The organism is Actinomadura kijaniata (assembly GCF_014138665.1).
Taxonomy (GTDB): Bacteria; Actinomycetota; Actinomycetes; order Streptosporangiales; family Streptosporangiaceae; genus Spirillospora; species Spirillospora kijaniata.
Genome location: NZ_JACJIA010000001.1, coordinates 886,302 through 912,278, shown reverse-complemented (window position 1 = coordinate 912,278; position 25,977 = coordinate 886,302). Strand labels below are relative to the sequence as shown.

At 73.6% G+C, this 25,977-nt stretch carries 28 protein-coding genes and 3 tRNA genes; 13 read left to right on the top strand and 18 right to left on the bottom strand.

Features of this window, described 5'->3' with window-relative positions; translation table 11 throughout:
• Positions 1 to 5 precede the first annotated feature (5 nt).
• From HNR61_RS47290 to HNR61_RS04335, 3 genes are all read right to left on the bottom strand, one after another.
• A complete protein-coding gene (locus HNR61_RS47290) occupies positions 6 to 926 on the bottom strand; it encodes a LysR family transcriptional regulator (protein ID WP_312897762.1) in 921 nt (306 codons plus the stop codon).
• Positions 927 to 1,570: 644 nt separating this feature from the next.
• A complete protein-coding gene (locus HNR61_RS49030; RefSeq protein ID WP_220508891.1) occupies positions 1,571 to 2,563 on the bottom strand; it encodes a helix-turn-helix domain-containing protein in 993 nt (330 codons plus the stop codon).
• A gap of 55 nt (positions 2,564 to 2,618) precedes the next feature.
• On the bottom strand, positions 2,619 to 3,653 hold the full coding sequence (locus tag HNR61_RS04335) for a helix-turn-helix transcriptional regulator (RefSeq protein WP_182841743.1): 1,035 nt from the start codon (positions 3,651 to 3,653) through the stop codon (positions 2,619 to 2,621).
• Positions 3,654 to 3,908: 255 nt separating this feature from the next.
• Between HNR61_RS04335 and HNR61_RS04330 the strand changes: the two genes are divergently transcribed.
• From HNR61_RS04330 to HNR61_RS04295, 8 genes are all read left to right on the top strand, one after another.
• The gene (locus HNR61_RS04330; RefSeq protein WP_182841742.1) at positions 3,909 to 4,730 is read left to right on the top strand and encodes an SAM hydrolase/SAM-dependent halogenase family protein; all 822 of its coding nucleotides are present in this window, start codon (positions 3,909 to 3,911) and stop codon (positions 4,728 to 4,730) included.
• Between the two features lie 25 nt (positions 4,731 to 4,755).
• A complete protein-coding gene (locus HNR61_RS04325) occupies positions 4,756 to 5,619 on the top strand; it encodes an ABC transporter substrate-binding protein (protein WP_182841741.1) in 864 nt (287 codons plus the stop codon).
• Between the two features lie 10 nt (positions 5,620 to 5,629).
• Positions 5,630 to 6,505 (top strand): amino acid ABC transporter permease, encoded by an 876-nt coding sequence (locus HNR61_RS04320; RefSeq protein ID WP_182841740.1) that lies wholly within the window; start codon positions 5,630 to 5,632, stop codon positions 6,503 to 6,505.
• Positions 6,502 to 7,275: an amino acid ABC transporter ATP-binding protein gene (locus HNR61_RS04315; RefSeq protein ID WP_312897761.1), complete on the top strand. Its 774-nt coding sequence runs from the start codon at positions 6,502 to 6,504 to the stop codon at positions 7,273 to 7,275. Before HNR61_RS04320 ends, HNR61_RS04315 begins: the two co-directional genes overlap by 4 nt.
• Entirely contained in the window at positions 7,272 to 7,673 is a 402-nt protein-coding gene (locus tag HNR61_RS04310) for an NUDIX hydrolase (protein WP_312897760.1), read from the top strand. Before HNR61_RS04315 ends, HNR61_RS04310 begins: the two co-directional genes overlap by 4 nt.
• A 117-nt stretch (positions 7,674 to 7,790) precedes the next feature.
• Positions 7,791 to 8,498, top strand: a complete 708-nt coding sequence (locus HNR61_RS04305; protein ID WP_182841739.1) for an alternative oxidase — start codon at positions 7,791 to 7,793, stop codon at positions 8,496 to 8,498.
• A gap of 135 nt (positions 8,499 to 8,633) precedes the next feature.
• Positions 8,634 to 9,653 carry a glycoside hydrolase family 113 protein gene (locus HNR61_RS04300; RefSeq protein WP_182841738.1) on the top strand — a complete coding sequence of 340 codons (1,020 nt, stop codon included), beginning with the start codon at positions 8,634 to 8,636 and terminating at the stop codon, positions 9,651 to 9,653.
• 97 nt (positions 9,654 to 9,750) lie between these two features.
• Positions 9,751 to 9,888 carry a hypothetical protein gene (locus HNR61_RS04295; protein WP_157419949.1) on the top strand — a complete coding sequence of 46 codons (138 nt, stop codon included), beginning with the start codon at positions 9,751 to 9,753 and terminating at the stop codon, positions 9,886 to 9,888.
• 186 nt (positions 9,889 to 10,074) lie between these two features.
• On the opposite strand, the gene HNR61_RS04290 is transcribed toward HNR61_RS04295, so the two are convergent.
• The gene (locus HNR61_RS04290; protein WP_182841737.1) at positions 10,075 to 10,578 is read right to left on the bottom strand and encodes a helix-turn-helix domain-containing protein; all 504 of its coding nucleotides are present in this window, start codon (positions 10,576 to 10,578) and stop codon (positions 10,075 to 10,077) included.
• A gap of 198 nt (positions 10,579 to 10,776) precedes the next feature.
• Between HNR61_RS04290 and HNR61_RS04285 the strand changes: the two genes are divergently transcribed.
• Positions 10,777 to 12,009 carry a hypothetical protein gene (locus HNR61_RS04285; protein ID WP_182841736.1) on the top strand — a complete coding sequence of 411 codons (1,233 nt, stop codon included), beginning with the start codon at positions 10,777 to 10,779 and terminating at the stop codon, positions 12,007 to 12,009.
• 46 nt (positions 12,010 to 12,055) lie between these two features.
• Here HNR61_RS04285 and HNR61_RS04280 read toward each other — a convergent pair.
• The 9 genes from HNR61_RS04280 to HNR61_RS04240 all read right to left on the bottom strand — a co-directional run bounded on the left by HNR61_RS04280 (position 12,056) and on the right by HNR61_RS04240 (position 16,982).
• Positions 12,056 to 12,128, bottom strand: a tRNA-Glu gene (locus HNR61_RS04280).
• Between the two features lie 69 nt (positions 12,129 to 12,197).
• Positions 12,198 to 12,270: transfer RNA gene (locus tag HNR61_RS04275), tRNA-Glu, on the bottom strand.
• Positions 12,271 to 12,305: 35 nt separating this feature from the next.
• A tRNA-Gln gene (locus HNR61_RS04270) sits at positions 12,306 to 12,377 on the bottom strand.
• A gap of 139 nt (positions 12,378 to 12,516) precedes the next feature.
• Positions 12,517 to 13,152: a DUF2461 domain-containing protein gene (locus tag HNR61_RS04265; protein WP_182841735.1), complete on the bottom strand. Its 636-nt coding sequence runs from the start codon at positions 13,150 to 13,152 to the stop codon at positions 12,517 to 12,519.
• Between the two features lie 69 nt (positions 13,153 to 13,221).
• The gene (locus tag HNR61_RS04260; RefSeq protein ID WP_182841734.1) at positions 13,222 to 13,986 is read right to left on the bottom strand and encodes a fumarylacetoacetate hydrolase family protein; all 765 of its coding nucleotides are present in this window, start codon (positions 13,984 to 13,986) and stop codon (positions 13,222 to 13,224) included.
• Between the two features lie 69 nt (positions 13,987 to 14,055).
• A complete protein-coding gene (locus HNR61_RS04255) occupies positions 14,056 to 15,342 on the bottom strand; it encodes a cellulose binding domain-containing protein (protein ID WP_182841733.1) in 1,287 nt (428 codons plus the stop codon).
• An 88-nt stretch (positions 15,343 to 15,430) separates the two neighbouring features.
• Positions 15,431 to 15,808 carry a tetratricopeptide repeat protein gene (locus HNR61_RS04250; protein ID WP_067818631.1) on the bottom strand — a complete coding sequence of 126 codons (378 nt, stop codon included), beginning with the start codon at positions 15,806 to 15,808 and terminating at the stop codon, positions 15,431 to 15,433.
• Positions 15,809 to 15,943: 135 nt separating this feature from the next.
• Entirely contained in the window at positions 15,944 to 16,426 is a 483-nt protein-coding gene (locus tag HNR61_RS04245) for a DUF6292 family protein (RefSeq protein WP_182842337.1), read from the bottom strand.
• A gap of 172 nt (positions 16,427 to 16,598) precedes the next feature.
• Positions 16,599 to 16,982 carry a hypothetical protein gene (locus tag HNR61_RS04240; RefSeq protein WP_182841732.1) on the bottom strand — a complete coding sequence of 128 codons (384 nt, stop codon included), beginning with the start codon at positions 16,980 to 16,982 and terminating at the stop codon, positions 16,599 to 16,601.
• A gap of 554 nt (positions 16,983 to 17,536) precedes the next feature.
• Here HNR61_RS04240 and HNR61_RS04235 point away from each other — a divergent pair.
• Both HNR61_RS04235 and HNR61_RS04230 read left to right on the top strand, forming a co-directional pair.
• Entirely contained in the window at positions 17,537 to 18,406 is an 870-nt protein-coding gene (locus HNR61_RS04235; RefSeq protein WP_182841731.1) for a GntR family transcriptional regulator, read from the top strand.
• Between the two features lie 138 nt (positions 18,407 to 18,544).
• Complete coding sequence (locus HNR61_RS04230; RefSeq protein WP_182841730.1) at positions 18,545 to 19,174, top strand: GNAT family N-acetyltransferase; 630 nt, start codon at positions 18,545 to 18,547, stop codon at positions 19,172 to 19,174.
• Positions 19,175 to 19,177: 3 nt separating this feature from the next.
• Here the strand turns inward: HNR61_RS04230 and HNR61_RS04225 are convergent, their stop codons facing one another.
• Positions 19,178 to 19,459 carry a hypothetical protein gene (locus tag HNR61_RS04225; protein ID WP_220508889.1) on the bottom strand — a complete coding sequence of 94 codons (282 nt, stop codon included), beginning with the start codon at positions 19,457 to 19,459 and terminating at the stop codon, positions 19,178 to 19,180.
• Between the two features lie 203 nt (positions 19,460 to 19,662).
• Between HNR61_RS04225 and HNR61_RS04220 the strand changes: the two genes are divergently transcribed.
• Positions 19,663 to 20,955: a cyclic nucleotide-binding domain-containing protein gene (locus HNR61_RS04220; protein ID WP_182841729.1), complete on the top strand. Its 1,293-nt coding sequence runs from the start codon at positions 19,663 to 19,665 to the stop codon at positions 20,953 to 20,955.
• Between the two features lie 56 nt (positions 20,956 to 21,011).
• Positions 21,012 to 21,371 carry an antibiotic biosynthesis monooxygenase family protein gene (locus HNR61_RS04215; protein ID WP_182841728.1) on the top strand — a complete coding sequence of 120 codons (360 nt, stop codon included), beginning with the start codon at positions 21,012 to 21,014 and terminating at the stop codon, positions 21,369 to 21,371.
• Positions 21,372 to 21,409: 38 nt separating this feature from the next.
• Here HNR61_RS04215 and HNR61_RS04210 read toward each other — a convergent pair whose 3' ends face one another.
• The 4 genes from HNR61_RS04210 to HNR61_RS04195 all read right to left on the bottom strand — a co-directional run bounded on the left by HNR61_RS04210 (position 21,410) and on the right by HNR61_RS04195 (position 25,937).
• Complete coding sequence (locus HNR61_RS04210; RefSeq protein WP_182841727.1) at positions 21,410 to 21,691, bottom strand: GNAT family N-acetyltransferase; 282 nt, start codon at positions 21,689 to 21,691, stop codon at positions 21,410 to 21,412.
• Between the two features lie 40 nt (positions 21,692 to 21,731).
• Positions 21,732 to 23,309 carry a citramalate synthase gene (gene cimA, locus HNR61_RS04205; RefSeq protein WP_182841726.1) on the bottom strand — a complete coding sequence of 526 codons (1,578 nt, stop codon included), beginning with the start codon at positions 23,307 to 23,309 and terminating at the stop codon, positions 21,732 to 21,734.
• A 298-nt stretch (positions 23,310 to 23,607) separates the two neighbouring features.
• Positions 23,608 to 24,711 (bottom strand): branched-chain amino acid aminotransferase, encoded by a 1,104-nt coding sequence (locus HNR61_RS04200; protein ID WP_182841725.1) that lies wholly within the window; start codon positions 24,709 to 24,711, stop codon positions 23,608 to 23,610.
• A 170-nt stretch (positions 24,712 to 24,881) separates the two neighbouring features.
• Entirely contained in the window at positions 24,882 to 25,937 is a 1,056-nt protein-coding gene (locus tag HNR61_RS04195) for a 3-isopropylmalate dehydrogenase (protein WP_182841724.1), read from the bottom strand.
• Positions 25,938 to 25,977 lie beyond the last annotated feature (40 nt).

Genomic DNA, 25,977 nt, shown 5'->3' with positions numbered 1-25,977 from the left:
CTTCCCTAGCCCGCTCCGGCGGCGGTCACCTCCGCGGCGACCGCCCGCAGCCCGTCCAGGAACGCCGTCACGGCGGGCGCGCGGCGCGCGTGCCGGGCGACGGCCGCGTAGACGGTGCGCCGGGGCGGGTCGGGGGCCAGGGGCCGCAGCGCCACCCGCCCGCCGAGCGCCCCGGCGGCCATGGCGGGCACCAGCGTGACGCCGCAGCCCGCCTCCACCAGGCCCAGCTTGGTGATCCACTCGGCGGCCCGCAGCGGGGTGCGCGGCACGAACCCGGCGGCGGCGCAGCGGGCGTGCAGGGCGGCGACCGCCGGCGGCGAGTCGGCCACGATCCAGGACTCCTCGGCCAGCTCCGCCAGCGGGACGCGCCGCCGCCGCGCCAGCCGGTGCCCCTTCGGCAGCGCCACCAGCAGCGGGTCCTCGCACAGCCGGACCAGCTCCACCCCGGCCGGCTCGGCCGCCTTGTGGGTGCTCACCACCGCCAGGTCCAGGTCCCCGGCCTCCAGCAGCGGCAGCAGTTCCTCGGTCGGCCCCTCGCGCACCTCGACCCGCACGGCCGGGTGCCGTTCCCGGAACGCGGCCAGCGCCCGGGGCAGCAGCACCGCGCCCGCCGTGGCGAACGTCCCCGCCCGCACCGCCCCCGCGTCCAGCCGCCGCAGCTCCGCCACGGCCCGCGCCGTCTCGGCGTGGCGTTCCAGCAGCGCCCGCGCGTGCGGCAGCAGGTGGTCGCCGGCCGGGGTGGACCGCACCCCGCGCGCGCCCCGCACGAACAGCTCCACCCCGCAGGCGTCCTCCAGCGCGGCGATCTGCCGGGAGACCGCCGACTGGGTGTAGCCGCCCGCCTCGGCGGCGGCGGTGAACGACCCGAGCTCGGCCACGGCGACGAAGGTCCGCAGCAGGACCGGGTCCAGGGAGTCGGGGCGCACGCCCCGCAGCTTAGGTCGTTTTCAAACCCACGGCGCTCGCCCGGGGGCTCGCACCTCACCAGGGCTTGGCGAGCGCGACATCGCCGCGCGATCTGACCCGCGGACCCTCGCGTGCGTGGCCGGGGCCCGCTGTGGGTTCGTTTGGTGGACGCCCGCGGCCTCCGCTGTTCGTTCGGGGTGCTGACGGCGCCGGGCGCGGTCGGGGATGCTCGGATCCGGCCTGGCACGTCGGAAAGCCCGCCTCCCCTGCGGGCGGGCGCTTCCGTCGGGGCGGGCGGCGGGCCGCCCATGGGGCAGTACGGGCGGCCCGCCTGAAGGGGGGATGTGCCCTCGCCGGTCCCGCAGGGGCCGGCGTACCGGAAGACGGGCACGCCCGGCCGGTGATCGTGCGGGATCTCCTCTCGATGCGCCGCCCGGCCGGGACCCCTGTCCCTTCTCCGCACGGGCGGTCGGCGCCGGACGGGGGGATGACCCGGCGCATCGGCCCGCGCGGCCGTCCTGTTCCCGCCGGCGCGCCGATACCACGTGAACCGGGGATACGGCCGCGTGGCGGTGCCGATGATGTCGCCCCTATCCCGTTGTCTCCCGCTTGCCCGCGCCTGTTTCCCCCCGGCCGGTCCCCGGCGATGTCCGCGCGGGGCGGGTCAGGTGTGCAGGGTGTGGCTGGGCGGGACGCCGTAGGCGGCGCGGTAGGCGGCGGCGAACCGGCCGGGGTGGGCGAAACCCCAGCGGGTGGCGACGGCGGTCACGGTGACCCCGGTGGTCGGGTCGGCGGCGGACAGGTCGGCGTGGGCGGCGGCCAGCCGCACCTGGCGCAGGTAGGCCATGGGGGTGGTGCCGCGGTGGCGGCGGAAGGCGTACTGGACGGCGCGGGGGGTGGCGCAGGCCGCGGCGGCGATGTCGGCGATCGACAGGTCCGGGTCGCCGTAGTGGGCGTCGATGTGGGCGACGGCGCGGGCCAGGGTGGTCGGCGTGGCGTCGGCGCGGGCGGCGCGGTCGGCCGCCGGATCGTCGCGGTGGGTCCAGGTGTTGGGGAAGACCGCCAGGGCGGTGGCGGCCAGCAGCCGGGCGGCGCTGCCGAGGATCAGGAGCGGGGCGGGGGCGTCGGGGTCGTCCAGGAGCCCGTCCAGGACGCCGTCGAGGTAGTCGACGGTGGCCCTCCAGTGGGCCTGGGCGGCGGCGGTGACCGGGCGCCGGTCGGTGAACCGCGGCGGCCCCGGGGGGCGGTCGTCGCCCGCGAGCCGGACCAGCAGCGACATCGGCAACGTGACCGTCTGGGCGCGCAGGCCACGGCTGTGGGCCCGGCAGCCGAGGTCGGGACGGCTGCCCAGATGCACCTGGCCGGCGGAGAAGCGGTCGGTGTCCTTGCCCTGGTCGTACTGGGCGACGCCCGCCAGCGGCGTGGTGACGATCAGGTAGTCCGGCCGGATCGCCTGGTGGGTCAGCTCGCCCGGCAGGGCGATGTCGGCGGACCGGAACCGGCCGGCGTCGCGCACCGTCAGGTCGAGGCTCAGGGGGGTGTCGCTTGATCGCCCCACCAGCAGCCGGCTGCCGTAGAGCCGTTCGAAGTACGCGCGCGCCTGGTCGGGGTCGTCGATGACCAGGTGCGTCCGCGTCAGCGGTTGACGAGCCGTCATGACGCCTCCGCTCTCTGGTGGTGAGCCGGTTCGGGGGTGGGTGCGGGCACGCGGTTCAGTCGCGCAGGGTGTGGCCGGGTGTGACGCCGTAGGCCTGCTGGTAGGCGACGGCGAACCGGGTGGAGTCGGCGAACCCCCAGCGCAACGCGATCCGCTCCACGGTCTGCCCGGCGGTCTGCCCGGCGGTCTGCCCGGCGGCCAGCAGGTCGGCGTGGGCGCGCTCCAGCCGCACCCGGTGCAGGTGGGCGGTGGGGGTGGTGTCGAGGTGGTGGAGGAACGCCCGCCGCAGCGCGCGGGGGCTGGTGCGCACGGCCGCGGCGATGTGGGTCAGGGTCAGCGGCACATCGGCGTTGGCCTCGATGAACTCCACCGCCCGCCGCACCACCGCCGGAGCGACCCGGCCGGGCCGCGGCAGCCGCGCGGCGGCCATGGTGGTGTTGGGGAAGGCGGTCAGCGCCGCGGCGGCCAGGGTCGCGGCCGTGTTCTCGGCGACCAGCCGGTTGGCCATCACGGTCTGGGGCGCCAGCAGCTGCCGGTGGACGAAGTCGAAGGTCCGGTACCAGTGCGCGGCGGCCCGCGGCAGCGGTTGCAGGGCGGTGAAGCGCAGGTCGGCCGCCGGCAGTCCGGTGGACTCCTCGGCCAGCCGGGCGACCGTCTCCCACGGCAGGCGCAGCGAACTGACGGAGATCTCCGCCGGGCCGGTGGCGGGCGGTTCACCGTAGGGATAGTCGATGATGACCGGGCGGTCGTGGGGGTACAGGCAGCCCTGGCCCGCCTCCGGTATCGCCTCCTGGGAGGCGGAACCGCGCCCGGTCCGCAGCCGGGTCCGGCCCCTGAGCAGGGTGAAGGCCGTCAGGTTCGCGAAGGGCTCGGTGGCCGCCCGCATGTCGAACTGGAAGCTGTCGACCCGGTCGGCGGCGATCTGCTCGACCTCCACGGTGGAGATCCGGTGCCGCAGGTCCGGCCCGAGCCGCCGCACCCGGACGTCCAGGTCGACGTACACCTGGCGGATCAGCTCGGCGGTGGCCTGCGGATCGGCCGCCGCCAGCGTCGCCTGCCGCACCGGCTGCCGGCCGGGGAACGCGCGCATCGAAGATCACCCCTGATGGAACGGCCGTTGGGGACCCGGGAACCGCGGTCTCGGCCCGTGCCCGCCCTCACGCTACGCCCGCCCGGCGGCGGCGTCCGGGAACCCTCGAAACAGTCCCGCCGAAGACAGGGATATGGTGCGCGGCAATCGGCGGCGCGGCCGCGCGCCCGGTGACGGCAGGGGTATGACCTGGTCTTCCTACCGCGTTGGTAGGATCGGCGCTCCGTCATCCCCGCTGGTCCGCGAAGGTGTCCCGTGTCCGCGTCCCGTCCGTTCGTCAGCCTGGCCACCGACTTCGGTGCCGCCTACAGCGCCATCTGCGCCGGGGTCGTCTACTCCATCACCCCGGACGCGAACGTGCTGGTGCTGAGCGACGAGATCACCCCGTACGCGATCGTGGAGGGCGCGATGCTGCTGGAGCAGGCGCTGCCCTACCTGCCGGTCGGCGTGCACGTGGGGATCGTGGATCCCGGCGTCGGCACCCGGCGGTACCCGGTGGGGATCGCGACCGGGCGCGGCGACCTGCTGGTCGGCCCCGACAACGGGCTGCTGGTCCCGGCCGCCGAGGCCCTGGGGGGCGTGGTCCGGGCGCACCGCCTGGAGAACCCCGCCTACCGGCTGCCGGAGGTGTCCACCTCCTTCCACGGCCGCGACGTCTTCTCCCCCGCCGCCGCGCACCTGGCGGGCGGCGTGGACCTGGCGGAGTTCGGCCCGGCGACCGACCTGGTCCGGCTGGACCCGCCCCCGGCCGCCGTGCGCGACGGCGAGCTGGAGACGATCGTGCTGTACGCCGACCAGTTCGGCAGCCTGATCCTGGCGGCCGGGCGCGACGACCTGACCGCCGCGCTCGGCGACCTGCCGTTCGGGACCGACCTGGAACTGGCCTGGACCGGGCCGGACGGCATCCCGCGGACCGCCCGGGCGCCGTTCGAGGAGACGTTCGGCAGGGTCGCCAGGGACGAGCCGCTGCTGTGGATCGACTCCTCGGGCCGCCTCGGCCTGGCCGTCAACCAGGGCTCGGCCGCCGCCCGCTTCGGCCTCGGCGAGTCCGCCGCCCTCACCATCCGTTCCCTCTGATCTCTCTTCTCCCCGGAGGCTCGCCTTGGCCCGCCGTTCCCTACTGACCACCCTCGCCGGGCTGGCCGCCGTCGCCCTCGCCGCCACGGCCTGCGCACCCCAGAAGAAGGAGACCGGGTCCGGCACGGCCGCGCCCGCCTCCTGCGCCAAGGACCAGCTGAGGCTGGTGAACAAGGGGCGGCTCACGGTGGCCACCGACAAGCCCGCGTTCGAGCCGTGGTTCAAGAACAACGACCCGAGCAACGGCGAGGGCTTCGAGAGCGCCGTCGCCTACGCGGTGGCGGGCAGGCTCGGCTTCGCCAGGAACGAGGTCGGGTGGGTGACCCAGCCGTTCGACGCCTCCTACGCGCCCGGCCCGAAGAACTTCGACTTCGACATCAACCAGATCTCGGTGACCCCGGCGCGGCAGAAGGCCGTGACGTTCTCCGACGGCTACTACGAGGTGCAGCAGGGCGCGGTCACGGTGAACGGCTCCAGATACGCCGGGGCCAGGAGCCTCGCGGAGCTGAAGGACGCCCGGATCGCCGTGCAGGTCGGCACGACCGCGTTGCAGGCCGTCCGCGACCAGATCAAGCCGACCCGGCAGCCCAAGGTGTTCAACAGCCAGATCGACACCGTCAACGCGCTGAAGAACAAGCAGGTGGACGTGCTGGTGCTGGACCTGCCGAGCGCGTTCTACGTCACCGCCGCCCAGGTCGACGACTCCAAGATCATCGGCCAGTTCGCCTCCGGGTCCGCCGCCGAGCACTTCGGGCTGCTGCTCCAGAAGGACAACCCGCTGGTCGGCTGCCTGAACAGGGCCATCGGCGAGCTGAAGTCCGCCGGCGAGCTGACCCGCATCCAGGACAAGTGGCTGGGGGCCGCCGCGGGCGCCCCGGTCCTGAAGTGACGGCGCGCCGGTGACCTCGCTCCACAAGCGGCCTTCCGGCGAGTGGGTCAAGAGCGAACGCCAGCTCGACCGCGAACGCCGCCGGCGCCGCCAGGGCGTCCGGTCCGGATCGGTCGCGGCGGCGTCCACGATCCTGTTCGTGGTGCTCGTCGCGCTGGCGGTGACCTCCTCGCCGGGCTGGCCGCGCGTGCGGGAGACGTTCTTCGACTGGGAACGGTTCAGCGCCGCGTTCCCCGACGTGCTCGGCGGCTTCTGGCTGAACATCCAGATCTTCCTGGTCGCCGAGGTCGTCATCCTGGTGCTGGGGCTGCTGGTCGCGCTCGCGCGCGGCCTGCGCAGCCCCCTGTTCTTCCCGCTGCGGATGCTGGCCACCGCCTACACCGACGTGTTCCGCGGCATCCCGACGATCCTGCTGGTGTACCTGGTCGGGTTCGGGCTGCCCGCGCTGGAGCTGCAGGGCGTGCCGAGCAGCCCGGCGGTGCTGGGCGGCCTGGCGCTGGTGCTGTCCTACGGCGCGTACGTGGCCGAGGTGTTCCGGTCCGGCATCGAGTCGATCCACCCCGGCCAGCGCGCCGCGGCGCGGTCCCTCGGGCTCAGCCAGGCGCAGGCGCTGCGGTTCGTGATCCTGCCGCAGGCGGTGCGGCGGGTCGTGCCGCCGCTGCTGAACGACTTCGCCTCGCTGCAGAAGGACACCGCGCTGGTGGCGGTGCTCGGCCCGCTGGAGGCGCTGCGGCAGGCGCAGATCCACCAGGCCGAGACGTTCAACTACACCCCCTACCTGGCCGCGGCCGTGCTGTTCATCGCGCTGACCGTGCCGATGGCCCGGTTCACCGACCACCTGGCGGCCCGCGCCGAGCGCCGCCGCGCGCCCGGAGGTGCCCCGTGACCGAACCGGCGACCGAGCCGACGGCCGAACCGCTGCTGCGCGTCGAGGGCGTCTGGAAGAACTACCACGGCCACCACGTGCTGCGCGGCGTCGACCTGGAGGTCGCGCCGCACGAGGTGGTGTGCCTGATCGGCGCGTCCGGGTCCGGCAAGTCCACGCTGCTGCGCTGCCTGAACCTGCTGGAGACCGTGGACGACGGCGCGGTCTGGCTGGACGGGTGGGAGATCACCGACCCGGCCGCCGACCCCGACGAGGTGCGCAGGCGCATCGGGATGGTCTTCCAGTCCTACAACCTGTTCCCGCACATGACGGTGCTGGACAACATCACCCTCGCGCCCGTCCGGGTCCACCGGCGGTCGCGGCGGGAGGCCGTCGCGCGGGCCCGCGCCCTGCTGGAGCGCTTCGGCCTGGCCGACAAGGCCGACGCCTACCCCGACCGGTTGTCGGGCGGCCAGCAGCAGCGCGTGGCGATCGTCCGGGCGATGGCGTGCGAGCCGAGCGTGCTGCTGCTGGACGAGGTCACCTCCGCCCTCGACCCGGAGCTGGTCACCGAGGTGATGGGCGTCATCCGCGAGCTGAAGCAGGCGGGGATGACGATGGTGATGGCCACCCACGAGATGGGCTTCGCCCGCGACATCGCCGACACCGTGTGTTTCCTGGAGAACGGCGTGCTGCTGGAACGCGGCCCCGCCGAGCAGATCTTCACCGAGCCGAGGGAGCCGCGCACCCGCGCGTTCCTGCAACGGGTCCTGGAGTCCGGCCGCCTGTGAACCGCGAACTCGACGTCGTCGCCTGGGTCCACGTGTCCGGCGGCCGGATGCTGGCGGTCCGGTCGCGGGGCCGCGACCTGCTGTACCTCCCCGGCGGTAAGCGCGAGCCGGGCGAGGACGACTGGTCGGCGGTGTCGCGGGAGGTCCGCGAGGAGCTGGCGGTGGAGCTGGACGCGGCCTCGTTCCGCGCCCTGGGCGTGGTCCGCGCGGAGGCCCACGACCAGCCCGCGTTCTCGCACGTGCGGATGGCCTGCTTCACCTCCGGCCACGTCGGCGAGTTCACCCCGGCCAACGAGATCGGCGAGCTGGTCTTCGTGGGCCGCGACGACCGGGACCTGCTGGCCCCGGCGTCGCGGGCCGCCCTGGACCTGGCGGCCTCCCACGGCCTCGTCCCCTAGGGGACCCCCTAGGCCGGGAGATGTAGCGGGCGGGCCCGCACTGCGCGGACGGCGGTACGGCAGGTGTCGCTCGCAGGCCGACGCCCGGCCGGGTGCCGTCCCAGCAGGATCGTGGACATGACGATCACTGCTCTCCCCACCGCCCCCGCCCGCCACGCCGGGCCGCCCAAGCTCTTCCCGCACGAGCTGCGCGCCGCCCAGGCCGACACCCTCGCCGCCCCGCGCCTGCGCTACGGCCTCATGGCGCGGCTGCTGTTCAACCAGATGGACCTGGTCTACGGACGCGAGCGCACGTTCGTGAAGTTCACGATGCTGGAGTTCATCGCCCGCGTCCCCTACCAGGCGTGGGAGCGCGTCGGCTACCACGCCCTGTCGCGGCGGCGCCGCAGCTCCGACCTCGCCAGGCGGGTCCACGACCGGATCGTCGAGACCCGCGAGGAGCAGGACAACGAGCAGTGGCACCTGCTGATCCTCCAGGACATCGTCCAGCGGGAGGGGCACCGCCAGTCGTTCCTGCTCCACCGGCTCGCGCCGTGGCTGGTGGCGTTCGTGTACTACCACGTGTCCTGGCTGCTGTTCGTGCTGAGGCCCGAGTGGAGCTACCGACTGAACGCCGACTTCGAGGACCACGCCGAGCACGAGTACATGGAGTTCGTCGCCGAGCACCCCGAGTTCGAGGAGGTGGCGGCCCCGCCCACCTACGCCGCCGAGTACGGCCGCTACCGTTCGCTGGCCGACCTGCTGCGGCAGATCGGCCACGACGAGCGCGTGCACAAGATCGACAGCCTCGTCCACATGGGCAACCCGCGCTTCCACGAGGCCTGAGCCCTCCCCGCCCTGGCCCGCCGGCCGCGGCGGGGCTCGACTTTGGTCGGGAACGGGCTCGCCCTTCGGCCGCTGCGGGCGCGTCCGGCGACGCGGACGCTGGGAGGCACGGGCGGCACGGCGAAGGGGACAGCGATGATCGTTCAGAGGGGCGTCAACTACGACACCGAGCGCGATGTGTGGGACGTCGCGTACGTGCGGCGCGACATGGCCGCCATCCGCGACGAGCTGCACTGCGACTCGGTCATCCTGCTCGGCTCCAGCCTGCGGCGGCTCGTCCCGGCGGCGGAGGCGGCGGCCGAGCGTGGCCTGTTCGTGTGGTTCGAGCCCCGGAAGTTCGAGAAGGGGGCGCGGCGGACGCTGCGGTTCCTGGCGAGGACGGCGCGCGCGGCCGAGGAGCTGCGGCGGGACCACCCGGGCGTCGGGATCTCGGTGGGCTGCGAGTTCACCCTGTTCATGAAGGGGCTGGTGCCGGGCAGGAACTGGCAGGCACGCGCGCGGAACCTGGGTCGGCCCGGATCCGGCGACTATCACGCCGGGCTGAACGCGTTCCTGGGCCGCGCGCTGGACGCCGTCCGCCCCGTCTTCGGCGGGCCGGTCACCTACAGCTCCGGGGGCTGGGAGCGGGTGGACTGGCACGGCTTCGACATGGTGGGCGTGGACCTGTACCGCGACGCCCGCAACGCGGCGGACTACCGGCGGCTCGTGCGCGACCTGCACCGCCACGGCAGGCCCGTGCTGATCACCGAGTTCGGGTGCTGCACGTTCCGGGGGGCGGCCGACCGGGGCGCGCTGGGGTTCCTGGCGATCGACTGGAGGGCGCGCCCGCCGCGCCTGCGGGACGGGATCGTGCGGGACGAGCGGGAGCAGGCCCGCTACCTGGACGAGCTGCTGGACGTGTTCGAGGCGGAGAACGTGCACGGGGCGTTCGTCTACGACTTCGTCGCGCCCGGCTCCCCCACGGCGGCCGACCCCCGGTACGACCTGGACACCGCGTCGTTCTCGCTGGTGAAGGTCGCGCCGCCCGGTTCGCCCGACGACTACGCGCGGACGGGGCGGTGGGAGCCGAAGGCGGCGTTCCACACGGTGGCCGCGCGGTTCGCCCGGCCAGGCGGATCTACTCTGAGTGAGCAAATGGAAAATCAACAACCCTGATTGACAGGAGCCGCTCCGTCACGCAGAATCATCGTACTGGCACTTTCAGTGAACGGGACCTCGGGTCCATGTTCCTTGATCGGTGAAGCGAGGGCCCATGCACAACGGCATCCACATCGACCGGGCGACGGGCCGGCTCTGCGCGGCCGCGTTCCTGCCGGGCCTGACGGTCTCCGCGTTCGACGGCCTCCGGCTGGCGCAACGCCTGCTCACGCTCGTCCAGTCGCTGCTGTGATCCCCCTCCCGGCACGCACCCGAGCGGCGGCACCCCTCCCCCGGCGGCCGAAGCGCCGGGCACGCTGAGCGGCCTGGCCGACCACAGGGAAGTCGGCGGCCAGGCCCCAGAGACGAACACGCCCAGTCCCCATACCCTCGCAGGGCGGAACACCCCGCCTCGGACACGGCGGGCGCGCCGGAGGGATCAGCTGTCGCCGCTGGGAGGGCGCTCCGGGTGCCGGCGGAGGCGGTCGGCGCGGGCGGCGGCCAGGATCATCTCGTCGACCACCCAGCGGGCCTCGGGGGACAGGTCCACCAGGGCGCGCAGCACCTCCGACCGCACCACCCCGGCCTCCACCTCGCGGCGCAGGGCCTTGAACGTCAGGTCGTCGTCGATCGGCCCGGCCTCGCCCGGGAAGCCGAAGTAGCCGATCGGCACCCCGAAGAACGTGGCCAGCGCCGTGAGGGTCTTGAGCTGCGGGTTGTCCTGGCGGCCGGTGCGCAGCTTCCACACCGTGGTGGAGGAGATGTCCTCACCGGTGGCGCGGGCGATCGCGGCGGCGGTCTCCACGTTGTTGCGCGGTGGCGGAGCCTCCGCCGGCCACATGTTCCGGATCAGCCACTCGACCTTCTCCGCCAGGGTCGCCGACGGCGCGACTCCCTGAACGTCCCCCGACCTCGTCCGCACCACGGCACCCCTCCGCCTCACGTGTCCAACGATTTTAATTGACCGGTCGCCCCCACGTCAGCAAAGGACACGGATGGTTCCGGACGGTATCGAGCCGATCACGGATTGGTACCTTCCCGTCGACGTGCCGCGCCGGACCGTGACCGGTGGTGTGGCGGCTGCTTTCATCGGACCGTCACCGCAGGTCATCCGCTGTTCATCCCCGGGGAGGGGCCGTCCGTGCCAGCCCATGTCGTTCCGGCCGTCCGCGCCGGCCTGGCCGTCGCCGCACTGCTCGCCGCGCTGGCGGGGCCGCTCTCCGGCACGGCGGACGCCCGGTGCATCGAACTGCGGGGCGCGCCGGCGCGGGTGTTCGACCGGAGCGAGCTGTGCCGGAGCCTGCGCTCCGGGCTGACCACCGGGCAGCCGGACATGGACCGCGCGCTGCGCCGGTCGGCGCGGGAGGCCCCGCGGCGGACGGCCACCGGGGCCCGGCGGGAGGCCCGCCCCGCCGGGGCGCCGGCCCGGAAGAAGGCCCGTGTCCAGGAGCGTCCGGCCAGGTCGCAGCCGTTGCGCCGGGAGCCGGTGCGGCTGGAGGCGCCGCCCGGCCCGGTCGGCGGCCCCGGCGTCCGGCGGCCCGCCCCGGCGGCCCCCGAACGCGTCCCGTCCCCGACCATGTCCCCGGCCGCCGGCGCCGCGCCCGTCGCCACCCACGCCCCCGCCGGCGGCGGCCTGCCGCAGAGCGTCCTGGTGACCGCGGTGTCCGGCGCGCTGCTGCTGACGGCGTTCGTGGCGCGGCGGCGGGCCGCCGGCCCGCTGGTCGTCCCGGTGTCCGGGACGGTGCGGCGGCCGCCCCGGCGGCTCCGGCCCGAGGCTCCCGCCCCGGCGGCCCGCGCGGTCGCGACCGCCGTCAGGCTGGCCCGCCCGGCGGGGATGGGCCTCGTCGGGCCGGGCGCGGACGGGTTCGCGCGGGCGGTGCTGGTGGACCTGCTGACCGGCGACGAGCCGGCCGACGGCCTGGGGCGCGCGAACGTGGTGACGACGCGCGCCGAGCTGGACCGGCTGTTCGACGGCGGCGTCGACGAGGCGCTGGCGCAGGCCCTCGCGCCCCGGCTGCGCGTGTGCGACCTGCTGGAGGAGAGCATCGAGCACCTGGAGCTGGAGCTGCTCATGGCCGAGGCCGAGCGCGCCCACCCCGACCTCAGCCCGACCGGCGGCCGGGGCCTGCCGACGACGTTCTGGCTCTGCACGCCGGGCCAGGACGACGACGTGGTGCTGCCGCTGGTGCGGCGCGGCCCGGAACACGGCCTGGTCGGGCTGCTGTTCGGACCCTGGCCGCACGGCCGCACCTGCGCGGTCGACGCCGCCGGGACGGTGCCGGAGGCCGGGGCGCGGGTGGCGGCGCCGACCCCCGCCGAGGCCCTGGCCCGGCTGCGCGCCCACGTCGCGCAGGAGCAGGGCGGCTGGGCGTGAGAACGCCGAAGGCCCCGACCGTCACCGGTCGGGGCCTTCACCGAGGTACCCCTGAGCGGATTCGAACCGCCGTTACCGCCTTGAGAGGGCGGCGTCCTAGGCCACTAGACGACAGGGGCGCGTCGTCGCGACGTCTCCACAAGAAGACCCCGACCGCCTGAGCGACCAGGGCTTCGTGGCTCCGTGCGTACCCCCGAGCGGATTCGAACCGCCGTTACCGCCTTGAGAGGGCGGCGTCCTAGGCCACTAGACGACGGGGGCTTGCGGACTCGTTCACCAGCCGGTGAGCGAACCAGCTGGGGTACCAGGACTCGAACCTAGACTAACTGAACCAGAATCAGTCGTGCTGCCGATTACACCATACCCCAGTGCCGTGAGCTGGACTTTCCGGCCCGTCTCCGGGTCCGGTCCGTTTCGCTCGCGCCTCGAAGAGATTAGCGCACCTTCGGGGGAACGCCAAAACGAATACCCGGTCCGCCCGGCCGTCCCGCCCCTCCCGTCACTCGCTCAACGGACGAGGTCGGACGGCCCGACATGCTGGTCGAACCAGCCCATCAGCGGCCGCAGCGTCCGCCAGGCGCTCCGGACGCGTTCCACGACCTCGGGGGTGCGCGTCCACGGGTCGGCGGGCCAGCCCGCGCTGGCGTACAGCGACCGGTGCCGCAGCAGCTCCAGCCGGGGATGGTCGGGCGGGGTGCCGCGCGGGCGGGTCTTGAGGACGTCCCCGTTGACCTCCAGCCCGGCGTCGCGCAGCCCCTCGACGATCGCCGCCAGCGGCTTGCCGGACAGGTCCTCGTCCACGGCCGCCCGGTACCGGTGCAGCTGCTCGGTGCCCGGCATGTACATCCCGCCCGCCACCAGGATCCCGTCGGCGTCGATCTCGACGTAGAACCCCTGCTCGGTGATGGCCCCCTGGTGCGTCTTGTAGGGGGTCTTGTCCTTGCTGAACCGGACGTCGCGGTAGGGCCGGAAGATCTTGGCGGCGCCGAACTCGTCCTCCAGCTCGGCGCACAGCTCCGCCATCGGCGCGCGGACGTGCCGTTCGTAGGTCTCCCTGTGCTCCGCCCAGTAGGACCTGCTGTTGTCGGCGAGCAGCCCCTCGTAGAACGCGAAGGACTCGTCGCCGAAGCCGGTGAACCCCACGGCACCCCCTTGGAAAAGTCGTACGGCGTCCCGGGGACACCCTAGGGACGCCGTACGACAAAAACGCCGTCAGTCGCGGGCGATGACGCGGTTGGTGAGGTCGCCCACGCCCTCGATGCTGACGGTGACCTCGTCGCCGATCTCCAGCGGGCCGACGCCGGCCGGGGTCCCGGTGAGGATGACGTCGCCGGGCAGCAGGGTCATGACCTGGCTGACGTAGGCGACCAGGGCCGGGATGTCGTGTTCGAGCCGGGAGGTGCGGGCGTCCTGCCGGACCTCTCCGTTGACCAGCGTCCTGATGGCCAGGTCGGAGGGATCCACCTCGGTCTCGATCCACGGGCCGAGCGGGCAGAACGTGTCGAAGCCCTTGGCCCGCGTCCACTGCCCGTCCTTCTTCTGCAGGTCGCGGGCGGTGACGTCGTTGGCGCAGGTGTAGCCGAGGATCGCCTCGTGGGCGCGGGACTCGGGCACCTCGCGGACCATGCGGCCGATCACGATGGCGAGCTCGCCCTCGTAGTCGACGCGCCGGGTCAGCTTCTCCGGGTAGGCGATGGCCTCCCGGGGGCCGATCACGGACGTGGACGGCTTGGCGAACATCACCGGTTCGGCCGGGGGCTCGCCGCCCATCTCGCGGGCGTGCTCGGCGTAGTTCTTGCCGATCGCGATGACCTTGCTGGGCAGGATCGGCGCGAGCAGCCGCACGTCGGGCAGCGGGAGCCGCTGCCCGGTGAACTCCAGCTCCCCGAAGGGGTGGGCCGCGATGACGGCGATGGTGTTCTCTTCGACCACCCCGAAGGCCATGCCCCCGTCGGTGGAGAACCTCGCGATACGCATGGCCGTCAGCCTAACGGCCCTGGTGACCCCGGTGGCGGGGCCGCCGGGGTCACCAGGGCCGGGGGCGGCTCAGAAGCCGCAGGGCTTGTCGCCGAGCCGGCAGCCCTTCGGGTCCACGGGGGTGCCGGACGCGCCGTACTGGATCTGCCAGGTGGCCCCGGGCGGCAGCGGGACGCCGTCGGGCAGGTTGTGGATCTCCACCTTGGAGCCGCGGCGCACCAGCCGTCCGCCCCAGATGTTGCGGACGTTCGCGCCCGGCGCCTCGAAGGTGATCTTCCAGGACCGCAGCGGCCGGGTCGACCGGTTGGTGATCACCATGCGGCTCTCGAAGTAGCCGGGGTCCTGCTGGACGAGCTGGTAGGTGATCCCGTCGCCGGTGCGGAGCGGACCGACCGGGGCGGTGGTGGGCGGCGCGGTGGGCGGCGTGGTGGTGGACGGCGCGGTGGGCTGCTGCCCGGGCGCGGGCTGCGTGCCCGGGGACGTCGGCGCCGCGGTCGGCTGCGCGGCCGGACCCGTGGTGGGCGTCGCGCCCGGAGTCGTCGGGGTGGCCGGGGGCGTGGTCGCGGCGGGCGAGGTGGGCTGCGCGCGGGTCGGCGAGGGGTCGTCCTCGCCCCGGCTGAGCACCAGCGCCGCCGCCGCGCCCGCGCCGACGATGAGCACGGCCGCCACGGCGGCGACCAGCACGGCGGGCTTGCGGGAGCGTCCCCGTCCCTCCCGCCCCGGCGCGGGCGGCGGGCCCGGCGGCGGGGGCCCGGCGGGCGACTCGGCGGGACGCGCCCCGTGCGGGGCGGTGGGGGCCTCGGCCTGCAGGTGCGACGGCGTGGGGCCGACGGGCGTGGGGGCGGTCGGGGCCTCGGCGGCGGCCGACCCGGCCGCGGCGGGTCCGACGGGAGGCCCGGGACGTTCCCCGGTGGTCTCGGCCGCCTCCGCCCCGAACTGCGCGGTCCAGGGCGCCTCCGGAACGTCCGCGAGGAGCGGCGGGCCCTCCGCCCGCTCCTTGCGGAGGTCGACGACGGTGGCGGGGGGCTCGTCGGCCCCGGCGCCCGGCCCGCCCTCGGAGCGGAAGTCGGTGACGGTCGCGTCCGTCTCGGTCGGGGCCTCGCCCGCCGGGGAAGGGCTCCGGGGAACGTCGAAGGCCGTGGCGTCCGGGTCGTCCCGCAGGTCGTCCCAGTCGTTCCGGACGTCGTCCCGGGCGGTGTCGCCGGGGTCGATCGGCCGGTCGACGACGGTCGCCTCGCCCTGGTCCCCGGCGGGCTCCGCCGTCGCCGCGGGCTCATCGGGCCGCGCGGCAGGGATCTCGAACTCGGTGGTCGTCTTGTGGTCCGGGGGGACGCGCCCGGGTTCCTCGCCGCTCAACTGGTCACCTTCCAGGGACATTCGGTCTCACTGGAATCCGACGATGCGCAGGGCCGTTCGGTTCACCCCGTGCCGGATCTTGACCTGGTCAGCTCGCGGGGCCGGGCTCCAGCCCGCGCCGCGCGGCCCAGCGGTGGTGCCGGTCGAGCATCTCGGTGATCAGCTCGATGGCGTCGGGCGAGGAGGCGGCCGGCGCGCCGCTGAGCCAGCGGGTGGCCTCGGCCAGCAGTTCCTCGGCGGTGTCGGGCGCGGCGGGCAGCCGCTCGTCGGCCAGCCGTCCCAGCACGTCGCCCAGCCGCAGCGCGGCGTCGGCCCGTCCGGACTCGGCCGCCTCGCGGTACCACTCGGCGGCCTGGGCCAGATCGCCTTCAAGCTCGTACAACTCGCCCAGCCCGAAGGACACGTCGGCCCAGGGCCCGTCCGTGGTGGTCACCACGGTCTCGGGACTGCAGGGTCGAACAGGCATAGGTTCACTCCGGGTCGGTCTCGGTCGGCCGGCCGCGGGATCAACACGCGGCCGGGGCCACTCATGGTGGCCGTCAAACGTGATTTCCGCCACCACTTTAGCCGGGATGTGCGACCCTTGTCCGTGATGGGTTGATTACCCAGCGTGATAACTCAAGATCAGAGTGGGTTTTCCCGCCCACGACACGCCGGTAAAACCTTCTGACAAGCCGGGGTTCACCCGGTAGCGACGCGCCTGCCGATCGACCCGCTCGGGCTCGTCGTCGTAGGAGCGATACCGCACGAGCGGCTCACCCATCCCGACGAGGAGCCTCTCGACCACCTCCCAGGGGGTGGGCAGCACCCCGCCGCCGAGATGGCGGACGTCGGCCAGTTCGGTGCGCACGCCCGCCTCCCCGCGCACATACCCGCCGACCCGCCATCCGGTCTCCTCGTCCCAGACCAGCGCCCGACCGTCCGCGAGGCGAATGGTGGCGTCGCGTGGGGCCATGGGATCGAGCCACGACCCGGCGACCCGGACGCCCACGGCCTGGAGCGCCTCGACCGTGGCCGAGAGGTAGGGATGGAAGACTTCGAGTCGCGGATCGAGATGGTGCGGGGGCAAGGCGGTCCCACTCACAACGCGTCCCTTTCTGCCGCTTTCATGCATTATGAGGCGACTCACCTTTGGTGTCGACTTTCTGGGCAGGCCGAACAGCCCGGTCGGCCGACCGGGCCGCCGCCCGCCGTCCCCCTTTCCTCCGTTTCCTGAATTCGGCCGCGCCCGCCACCCCCGGAGCGGGCACGCCCATTCACTCGCGCCGCCGAACGGCTTCCGGTAGCACCGCCATTCCGAACACCGCGACCGAGCAGACCAGCGTCAGCCATGCGGGCGCGCCGACCCGGCGTCCGGCGCGCACGACGACCACGAGGGCGACCAGGGCGACCACGAGGGCCGGCAGTTCCCGTCCGACTCGACCGGGTCGGGCGGGTCGGCCGGCTCGGCCGGCTCGGCCGGCTCGGCCGGGCCGGACGCCGGGAGCCGGTTCCAGGACCACCCGGTCCACCCGGACCTCGGCCGCCGCACCGGGCCGGTCGTCGAGGAAGTCCACCGGTGACGGGCCGCCGGCCGGGCGGATCGCCGGGACGTCCCGGACGCTCCACGCCCGACCGCCGTCCAGCGCTCTGTCTTCCACCGCGACATCTCCTTCGAACGGCGTCCCGTCATCCGTGACCACGGGGCACGGGCGGGGCGCTCGGGGCTGCGGATCGCGCGGGACGCCCGGTCCCGCGCGGGGTGGCCCACGCGAGGAGGGCTCCACGGGTGGGTCCGGAGCGCTCGGCGTGGAACTCCACGCGCCGGGAGCACCGGCCCATACGGAACACGCACACGGCGAAGGCCGCGTACGCGACGCAGCCGCAGAGAACGATGAGAGCGACGGACGGGGGGATTGTGATCATCTGGGCCGCCTCAGCGAGATCACGTGGTTCGGTCATACCGGTAATGCAAGTTCTACCGGCGGTTCAGCCGTTCGGCTGATACAGTTGCTCGCCCTGTTCCTCTGTTCAACTTGTTCCGACAAGTTGCTATCTCGACCGATACCCTTTTACTTGGTTATCAACACATCAAAAGGACATACATCATTTATGGATCTTCACTTCTCCCGACCGGTGGGGAGGCGGAGGTCCGGCCGCAGCACCTCGACGGCGTGCCGCGCGTTCCGGGCGCGGCCGGGAGGGACACGGACCGATGGCCCAGGCGAGACCGGCACGATGGCGTGACATCGCCGACGACCTGCTCAGGCGCATCCAGGAGGGCGACTTCCCGCCCGACGACAGCGGCCGTCGCAGGCTCCCCAGCGAGCTGGAGCTCCAGGAGACCTACACCGCCTCCCGCAACGCGGTGCGCGACGCGCTGAAGTGGCTGGCGGGCCGCAACCACGTGGTCTCGGAGCAGGGCAAGGGGACGTTCGTCGTCTTCCGGTCCGAGCCGTTCCACGTGACCCTGTCGGCGTCCCAGCCGGGCGAGGGCCCCGGCGGCGGCGAGGGCGAGCACTACCGGCAGGACGCCGTGGTGCAGGGACGCGAGTGGGAGAGCTCCGCGGTCGAGGTGGGCATCACCACCGCCTCCACGGTGATCGCCTGGTACCTCCAGATCCCCGAGGGGACGGCGATCATCTCCCGCAAGCAGCACCACCTGATCGACAACGAACCGTGGTCGCTGCAGATCTCGTACTACCCGCTGAGCTTCGCGCAGGAAGGGGCCCCCCGGCTGCTGGAGCCCACCGACATCCCCGAGGGGGCGGTGCGCTATCTCGGGAAGACCCTGGGCTACCGGGAGGTCGGCTACCACGACGAGATCCAGGCGCGCGTCCCCACCGACGAGGAGAAGCGGCTGTTCGGTCTCGGGGAGGCGGCCTCCGACGTGGTCTTCAAGACGATCCGGACGGCCTACTCCCGCGACGGCCAGGCGTTCCGGCTCACCGAGACGACCTGGCCCGCCGACCGCAACCGGCTCCACTACGACCTGGGGAAGGTGCCCGAGCGCATCAGGCAGACCCCGGCGGCCACCCGCGACGGGGACGGGGGGACCGCTGGGGACGAGGACCCCGTCCGCTGACGCGGACGGCGCGCGCCCGCCGCCGGACCGGCGCGGAGAGCCGGCCGAACCTCCGCCGGCGCCGGGCGTTCCACGACAGGCCCCCACCCCCGCCACCCGGCGGGTACGGGGCCGGAACCTTCTGGAGAACGACGAGACGTGAGCATCGACGCAGGGATCCGCTCCGAACGGGTCCCCCCGGGGGGCGACGACCTCGACGACGCCGGGCCGTTCCTGATCCGGCCGGCCGGGACCGGGGATCTGGACACCGTCCTGCGGCTCATCGACCGGGCCGCCGCGTGGTTGCGGAAGGAGAAGGACACCACGCAGTGGCGCCGGCCGTGGCCGTCACCGGACGGCCGGCGCAAACGCATCCACGAGGGGCTGCTCAGCGGCCATACCTGGCTGCTGCGCCACGGGGGGCGGCCGGTGGCCACGGTGACGCTGTGCCCGTTCGGCAGCGACCTGCTGTGGACCGCGCGGGAGCTGGAGCAGGAGGCCGTCTACCTGCACCGGCTGGTGATCGACCGGGCCTACGCCGGGATCGGGCTGGGCGCCGAGCTGATCAACTGGGCGGGGCACCGGGGGCACCGGGAGCGCCCCGGCGTCCGGTCGATCCGCATCGACGTCTGGAGCGACAACCTCGAACTGCACGCCTACTACCGGCGGCAGGGGTTCGCGTTCGTCGACCGGCGGCGGCCGCTGGACGACTCGCCCTCGGGCGCGCTGTTCCAGAAGCCGATCGGGAAGGCCCTGGACGCCCCGCTGCCGCGGATCGTCGAGGGGTAGCCGTCACAGGAAGCGGATGCGCTCCAACCGGCCGCCGCCGTCGCGGTAGAGGAGCTCGCCGCCGTCCCGGGTGAGCTCCTCCAGGTAGGCGTAGACCTGCAACGCCCGGTTGATGCTGTCGGTGGCGTTGTAACCGGTGATCTCCTGGACGTCCTCCAGGGCCCGCGCCGCCTTGCCGGTGAGGTTGACCGTCACCCGCTTGCCGCTGGGCGCGCCCGGGACGCCGGGCCGATCCCGCTCACCGTCCCGGCCGGGGGTCTCGGAGGTGGCTCCGGGCTTCGTCATGGGCGGCCCTCCCGTGCCGGACGGACGCGTGACCCGGGGGTGGCGGGCGGCGCGTACTCGGATGCTTCCCGCACTCGACGATACAGAAACCTGCCGAAAAAGCAGCGTTCCCTCATACATGGACAAGTTAGCATGCAAGTTGCATCAGGTTTTCGTATGGCGATTGTATGTACGGGGCCGGACGACCGCCGTGAGGAGGCGGGATGGGGAGTCTGCTGGTCGGGGGGTTGCTCGCGGCCGCGGCGCTGGTCGCGGCCGTCGCGGCGGGCGGGCTGGTCGCCGGGCCGTGGGGCGCGGCGGCGGGCGGGACGCTGCTCGTGGCGGGCGTGCCGGTGTTCGGCTTCACCTGGGCGAGGAGCGTGCGGCTCCTCCGGGACGCGGTCGTGGCGGACGCCCCCGCGCCGCTCCCCGCGCCCCTCCCGGCGGTCCCCTCACCGGTCGGGACGCCCGGGGGCCCGGAGGGAACGGCGTTCGCGCGCGGCCTGTCCACCGGTGAGCTGCGCACCCTGCTGGACCTGGCCCACGAGGCGGTCCTTCCCGCCGGGACCGTGCTGTGCCGCGAGGGCGACCCCGCCGACCACGTGTTCGTGCTGCTGTCCGGGCTGGTGCGGGTGTCGGTGCGTGCCGGGCGGTGGCAGCGGTCCGTCGCGCTGCGCGGCCCCGGCGAGATCATCGGGGAACGCGCCTCGCTGCGGGTGCGGCGCCGCTCGGCCACGGTCACGGCCGTTCACGACTGCCACGTGCTGGTGGCGCCGGCCGCGCGGTTCCTGGACTTCCTCGACGCCCACCCCCGGATGCCCGGCGAGCTGGAGCGGACGCTGTACCGCAGGCTCACCGAGGAACGCGCCGGACCGCCCGGATGGCCGGAGGCGGCCTGGCGGCGGGCGTGGCCGGAGGGGCACTGCTCGATCCTGTTCACCGACATCGCGGGGTTCGGGTCGCGCGCGCGTGACGACCGGGACCGCGGGATCGTCCGGGCGCGCATGTACGGGCTGCTGGAGGAGGCGTTCGCCGCTCCCCTGCCGGGGCTGGACGCGCTGCACGTCGAGGACCGGGGCGACGGGGCGCTGGTGGTCGCGCCGCCGTGGACGCCGACCCGGCTGCTGGTCGACCCGGTGCGGGACCGGCTGGCGGACGGGCTGCGGCGGTACAACCGGGAGGCCGGCGCCGGCCCCGGCGACGCCCGGTGGCTGCAGCTGCGCGCGGCGCTGCACGTCGGCCCGGTCGAACGGGACCCGCGCGGCGTCTCCGGCAGCGCGATCATCCAGACCGCGCGGCTGCTGGAGGCGCCCGCGCTCAAGGCCCGGTTGCGGGAGACGGGCGCGGACCTGGGGTTCATCGTCTCGGAGTTCGTCTACGAGCACGTCGTCCGCCACGGCGGCGACCGGACCGGGCCGGCCGGCTACGCGCGCACCCGCGTCCACGTGAAGGAGGCGGCGCTGGCCGGCTGGGTCCGCCTGTCGGAGCCGCCGGCGACACGGCTGCGGGCCGGATGAGCGGCCGGGCGGCGGCTGGATAGGGTCGAGACGGTCGTCTACGAAGGGGGTTGCCCGTGTCCGTGGTCAAGATCAACGTGCTGACCGTGCCCGCCGAGCGGCGCGAGGAGCTGGAGCGGCGGTTCGCGGGGCGGGCCGGGCTGGTGGAGTCCGCCGAGGGCTTCGAGGGGTTCCGGCTGCTGCGGCCCACCGAGGGGTTCGACCGGTACCTGGTCGTCACCCAGTGGCGCAGCGAGGAGGACTTCACGCGCTGGACCGAGAGCCAGGCGTTCCGGCACGGGCACGCGCAGGCCGCCAAGGACGCCGAGGCCCAGGGGCACGGTCAGGGGCACGGCCACGGTCGCGGCGGCCCGGCCGCCACCGCGGCCGAGGTGTGGGGCTTCGAGGTGATCCAGAGCGCCGAGCCCAAGGCCTGAGACGGCGACGGCCGCCGGAGGTGTCCGGCGGCCGTCGGTCAGGCGACGAGGTCCTGGTAGTCGGGGTGCTTCTCGATCCACCCCTTGATGAACGGGCACAGCGGCACCGTCTTCACGCCGCGTCCCCGCACGTCGTCCAGCGCGCCCCGGGCCAGCTTGCCGCCGAGGCCCCGCCCCTCGAACCCCGGGTCGATCTCGGTGTGCGTGAAGACGGTGGTGCCGTCGCCGCGCAGCCGGTACTCGGCGAAACCGGCGAGCTCGCCGTCGGTGCGGATCTCGTACCGGCCCGCGTCGGCGTTGTTGGTGATCTCAATGCCCATGCCCGGACAAGGCCCGGCCGCGGCGGGAAATTCCCGTCGGTCACCCCGCCTCGTAGCCCGCGCGCAGCAGGCAGAACGACACCGCCTCCTCCAGCGCCTGCCAGGACGCGCCGATGACGTTGTCCGCGACGCCGACGGTGCCCCACTCGTGCTCGCCGTCGGAGGACTCGATCAGCACGCGGGTGCGGGCGTGGGTGCCGTGGGTCCCCTCCAGGATGCGGACCTTGTAGTCGACCAGCTCCATCCGGGCCAGCTCGGGGAACAGCCGCTCCAGGGCGGTGCGCAGGGCGTTGTCCAGGGCGTTGACGGGGCCGTTGCCCTCGCCGGTGGCGATGATCCGCTCGCCCTTGGCGTGCAGCTTGACGGTGGCCTCCGACACCATGGCGCCGTCGGAGCGGCGCTCGACGATGGTGCGCCAGGACTCGACCTCGAAGTGCCGCTGCCGCACGCCGGTCAGCTCCTCGCGGACCAGCAGCTCGAACGACGCGTCGGCGGCCTCGAAGGTGTAGCCGACGTTCTCCAGCTCCTTGACCTTGTCGACGACCTGCCGGGCGCGGTCGCCGGACAGGTCGTAGCCCAGCTCGCGGCCCTTCAGCTCGACCGAGGCGCGCCCGGCCATGCTGGAGACCAGCATGCGCATGTCGTTGCCGACGACGGCGGGGTCGATGTGCTGGTACAGGTCCGGGTCCACCTTGATCGCCGAGGCGTGCAGGCCCGCCTTGTGGGCGAACGCCGACAGCCCCACGTACGGCTGCTGGGAGCTGGGCGCGATGTTGGTGACCTCGGAGACCGAGTGCGCGATGCGGGTCATGCGGGCGAGCTGGTCGGCGGAGACCAGGCGCATGCCGCGCTTGAGCTGGAGGTTGCCGACGACGGTGAACAGGTTGGCGTTGCCGCTGCGCTCGCCGTAGCCGTTGGCGCAGCCCTGGACGTGGGTGGCCCCGGCCCGCACCGCCGCGAGGGTGTTGGCCACGGCGCAGCCGGAGTCGTCGTGGCAGTGGATGCCGACGCGGGCGCCGACGGAGACCACGTCGTGGACGACGTCGGCGAGCTCGTCGGGGAGCATGCCGCCGTTGGTGTCGCACAGCGCGATGACGTCGGCCCCGGCCTCGGCGGCGGTGCGCACGACCTCCAGCGCGTAGGCGCGGTTGGCGGCGTAGCCGTCGAAGAAGTGCTCGGCGTCCAGGAAGACCCGCCGGCCCTCCGCACGCAGGTGGGAGACCGTGTCGCGGATCATCGCGAGGTTCTCCTCCAGCGTCGTGCGGAGGGCCAGTTCGACGTGCCGGTCGTGGCTCTTGGCGACGAGCGTCACGACCGGCGCGCCGGAGTCGCGCAGGGCGGCCACCTGGGGGTCGTCGGCGGCCTTCAGACCGGCCCGGCGGGTCGCGCCGAACGCGGTGAGCTGCGCGTTGTTCAGGCGCAGCTCTGTTCGAGCGCGCCTGAAGAACTCGGTGTCCTTGGGGTTGGCGCCGGGCCAGCCTCCCTCGATGAACCCGACGCCGAGGTCGTCGAGGTGCCGGGCGATGGCCAGCTTGTCGGCCACGGTGAGGTTGAGCCCCTCCTGCTGCGACCCGTCGCGCAGTGTGGTGTCGTAGACGTGGAAGGCGTCGCCCTGCATGAGTAGTCCCCCTCGGGGTGTTGTGGCCGGCCCGTGGCGATCCCGTGTCCGGGGAAACAAAAAGACCCCTCACGGACGTGAGAGGTCTGCGCGCCGGCGGTGTCCCGTTCAGATGCCGGCGCGCCAGCCGATAATCACGAGGCTGTGGCGCATGATGTCGGCCAGTCTGCCATACCCGTCTCACTTTCGTCACATCGCGTCTCACAATGTGGGACGAAGGGGTCTCATCCGCCTCCCGGAACGGCGAACGCCGCCCACCGGAGCCTTCCGGGGGCGGCGTTTCCGCGTTCGGGGACCGTCAGATGATCCGGTGGATCCAGCCGTAGGGGTCGGGGCGGGTGCCGGACTGGATGCCCAGCAGCTCCTCGCGCAGCCTCATGGAGAGCTCGCCGGGCTCGCCGTTCCCGATCGTCCACTCGCGGTCGGCCCCCCGGACCGCGCCGACCGGGCTGATGATCGCGGCGGTGCCGCAGCCGAACACCTCGGTGATCTCGCCGGACTCGCAGCCGGCCTGCCACTCGTCGATGTTGATCTTGCCTTCCTCGACCGGGATGCCGAGGTCGGGCGCGAGCTTGAGCATCGAGTCGCGGGTGATGCCCGGCAGCAGCGTGCCGGTGAGGGCCGGGGTGAGCAGGCGGGCGCCCGAGCCGGAGCCGAGGACGAACATCAGGTTCATCGAGCCCACCTCCTCGACCCAGCGGTGCTCGACGGCGTCCAGCCAGACGACCTGGTCGCAGCCGTGCGCGACGGCCTCGGCCTGCCCGGCGAACGAGGCGGCGTAGTTCCCGCCGGTCTTGGCCTCGCCGGTGCCGCCGGGGGCGGCGCGGGTGTAGGTCTGCGACAGCCAGACGGTGACCGGCCTGATGCCGCGCGCGTAGTAGTTGCCGGACGGAGAGGCGATCACCACGAACAGGTACTCCTGCGCGGGCTGGTTGACGCCGAGCGCGCGGGTGGTGGCGAACATGAACGGCCGCAGGTACAGGCTGTGGCCCGGCTGGTCGGGGACCCAGTCCCGGTCGGTGGAGACCAGGACCTCCAGCGCCCGGACGAACAGCTCCTCGGGGATGTCCGGCATCGCCATCCGCCGGGCCGAGCGGTTCATGCGGGCGGCGTTGGAGAACGGCCGGAACGTGACGACCGAGCCGTCGGCCTGCCGGTAGGCCTTCAGGCCCTCGAACAGCTCCTGCGAGTAGTGCAGGACCTGGGAGGCCGGGTCGAGCGCGAGCGGACCGTAGGGCTCCAGCCGCGCGTCGTGCCAGCCCTTGTCCGCCGAGTAACGGATGGTGACCATGTGGTCGGTGAAGTGCTGCCCCCATCCCGGGTTCTCCAGGATGCGCTCACGCTCGGCGGCGGGCGTCGGCCGCGGATTGGGCCGGATGTCGAAGTCCAGGGTGCTGCTCATGATGAGGTCCTCTCGCGGATCGCCTGGGCGGCCCCGTTGCCGCTCGGCATTCCTTAGTCCTTATTGTCGTACTTCGTCGAGACCCACCCCTCGATCACGGTGCGCGCACGAAAAAACCGGGCGCGCCGTGGGGCGCGCCCGGAGTGTCCCGTCCGGCGGGTGGCGCGCCGCTAGCCGGATACTCGCTTGGCGATGGCGTCGCCGATCTGCGCCGTGGAACGGGCGCCCTGCCCGCGGCGCTCGGCCAGGTCCTCGGCGACGGCCCGCTCGACGCGGCGGGCGGCCTCGGCCTCGCCGACGTGGTCCAGCAGCATGGCGACCGACAGGACCGTGGCGGTCGGGTCGGCCTTGCCCTGCCCGGCGATGTCGGGCGCGCTGCCGTGGACCGGCTCGAACATCGACGGGGCGGTGCGGTCGGGGTTGACGTTGCCGGATGCGGCCAGGCCGATCCCGCCCGCGATGGCCGCGCCGATGTCGGTGATGATGTCGCCGAACAGGTTGTCGGTGACGACGACGTCGAAGCGCTGCGGCTGGTTGACGAAGAACATCGTGGCCGCGTCGACGTGGCAGTAGTCGGTGGTGACCTGCGGGTACTCCGCGCCGACCCGCTTCAGGACCCGCTGGTAGAGGTCGCCGGCGAAGGTGAGGACGTTGTCCTTGTGGACGAGGGTCAGCCGCTTGCGCGGGCGCTTGGCGGCGACCTCGAACGCGTACCGGACGACCCGCTCGACGCCGAACGCGGTGTTGACGCTCTCCTGGGTGGCGACCTCGTGCGGGGTGCCCTTGCGCAGCACGCCGCCGACGCCGGTGTAGGGGCCCTCGGTGCCCTCGCGGACGACGACCATGTCGATGTCCTCGGGCTTGATCCCGGCCAGCGGGGTCTGGACGCCGGGGAACAGCTTGACCGGCCGCAGGTTGACGTAGTGGTCCAGCTCGAACCGGGTGCGCAGCAGCAGGCCCCGCTCCAGCACGCCGCTCGGGACGCTCGGGTCGCCGACCGCGCCGAGCAGGATGACGTCCTGGCCCCGCAGTTCCTCCAGCACCGAGTCCGGGAGCGCCTCGCCGGTGCGGTGCCAGCGGGCGGCGCCCAGGTCGTAGGCGGTCTGCTCGAACGTCAGGTCGAACGCGGGGGCCACGGCGTCGAGAACCTTCAGCCCTTCCGCGACCACCTCGGGGCCGATACCGTCACCAGGGATGACGGCCAGCCGGATGCTGCGGGAAGCCATGCGCGCACTCTACCGCAACGTCTCAACTCATGAGAAATGG

Bases quoted from the DNA above. Each gene is read 5' to 3' on its own strand.
- HNR61_RS49030 (WP_220508891.1), bottom strand. From the start codon at position 2,563: ATGACGGCTCGTCAACCGCTGACGCGGACGCACCTGGTCATCGACGAC.
- HNR61_RS04335 (WP_182841743.1), bottom strand. From the start codon at position 3,653: ATGCGCGCGTTCCCCGGCCGGCAGCCGGTGCGGCAGGCGACGCTGGCG.
- HNR61_RS04305 (WP_182841739.1), top strand. From the start codon at position 7,791: ATGACGATCACTGCTCTCCCCACCGCCCCCGCCCGCCACGCCGGGCCG.
- HNR61_RS04300 (WP_182841738.1), top strand. From the start codon at position 8,634: ATGATCGTTCAGAGGGGCGTCAACTACGACACCGAGCGCGATGTGTGG.
- HNR61_RS04295 (WP_157419949.1), top strand. From the start codon at position 9,751: ATGCACAACGGCATCCACATCGACCGGGCGACGGGCCGGCTCTGCGCG.
- HNR61_RS04260 (WP_182841734.1), bottom strand. From the start codon at position 13,986: ATGCGTATCGCGAGGTTCTCCACCGACGGGGGCATGGCCTTCGGGGTG.
- HNR61_RS04250 (WP_067818631.1), bottom strand. From the start codon at position 15,808: ATGCCTGTTCGACCCTGCAGTCCCGAGACCGTGGTGACCACCACGGAC.
- HNR61_RS04235 (WP_182841731.1), top strand. From the start codon at position 17,537: ATGGCCCAGGCGAGACCGGCACGATGGCGTGACATCGCCGACGACCTG.
- HNR61_RS04225 (WP_220508889.1), bottom strand. From the start codon at position 19,459: ATGACGAAGCCCGGAGCCACCTCCGAGACCCCCGGCCGGGACGGTGAG.
- HNR61_RS04220 (WP_182841729.1), top strand. From the start codon at position 19,663: ATGGGGAGTCTGCTGGTCGGGGGGTTGCTCGCGGCCGCGGCGCTGGTC.
- HNR61_RS04210 (WP_182841727.1), bottom strand. From the start codon at position 21,691: ATGGGCATTGAGATCACCAACAACGCCGACGCGGGCCGGTACGAGATC.
- cimA (WP_182841726.1), bottom strand. From the start codon at position 23,309: ATGCAGGGCGACGCCTTCCACGTCTACGACACCACACTGCGCGACGGG.
- HNR61_RS04200 (WP_182841725.1), bottom strand. From the start codon at position 24,711: ATGAGCAGCACCCTGGACTTCGACATCCGGCCCAATCCGCGGCCGACG.
- HNR61_RS04195 (WP_182841724.1), bottom strand. From the start codon at position 25,937: ATGGCTTCCCGCAGCATCCGGCTGGCCGTCATCCCTGGTGACGGTATC.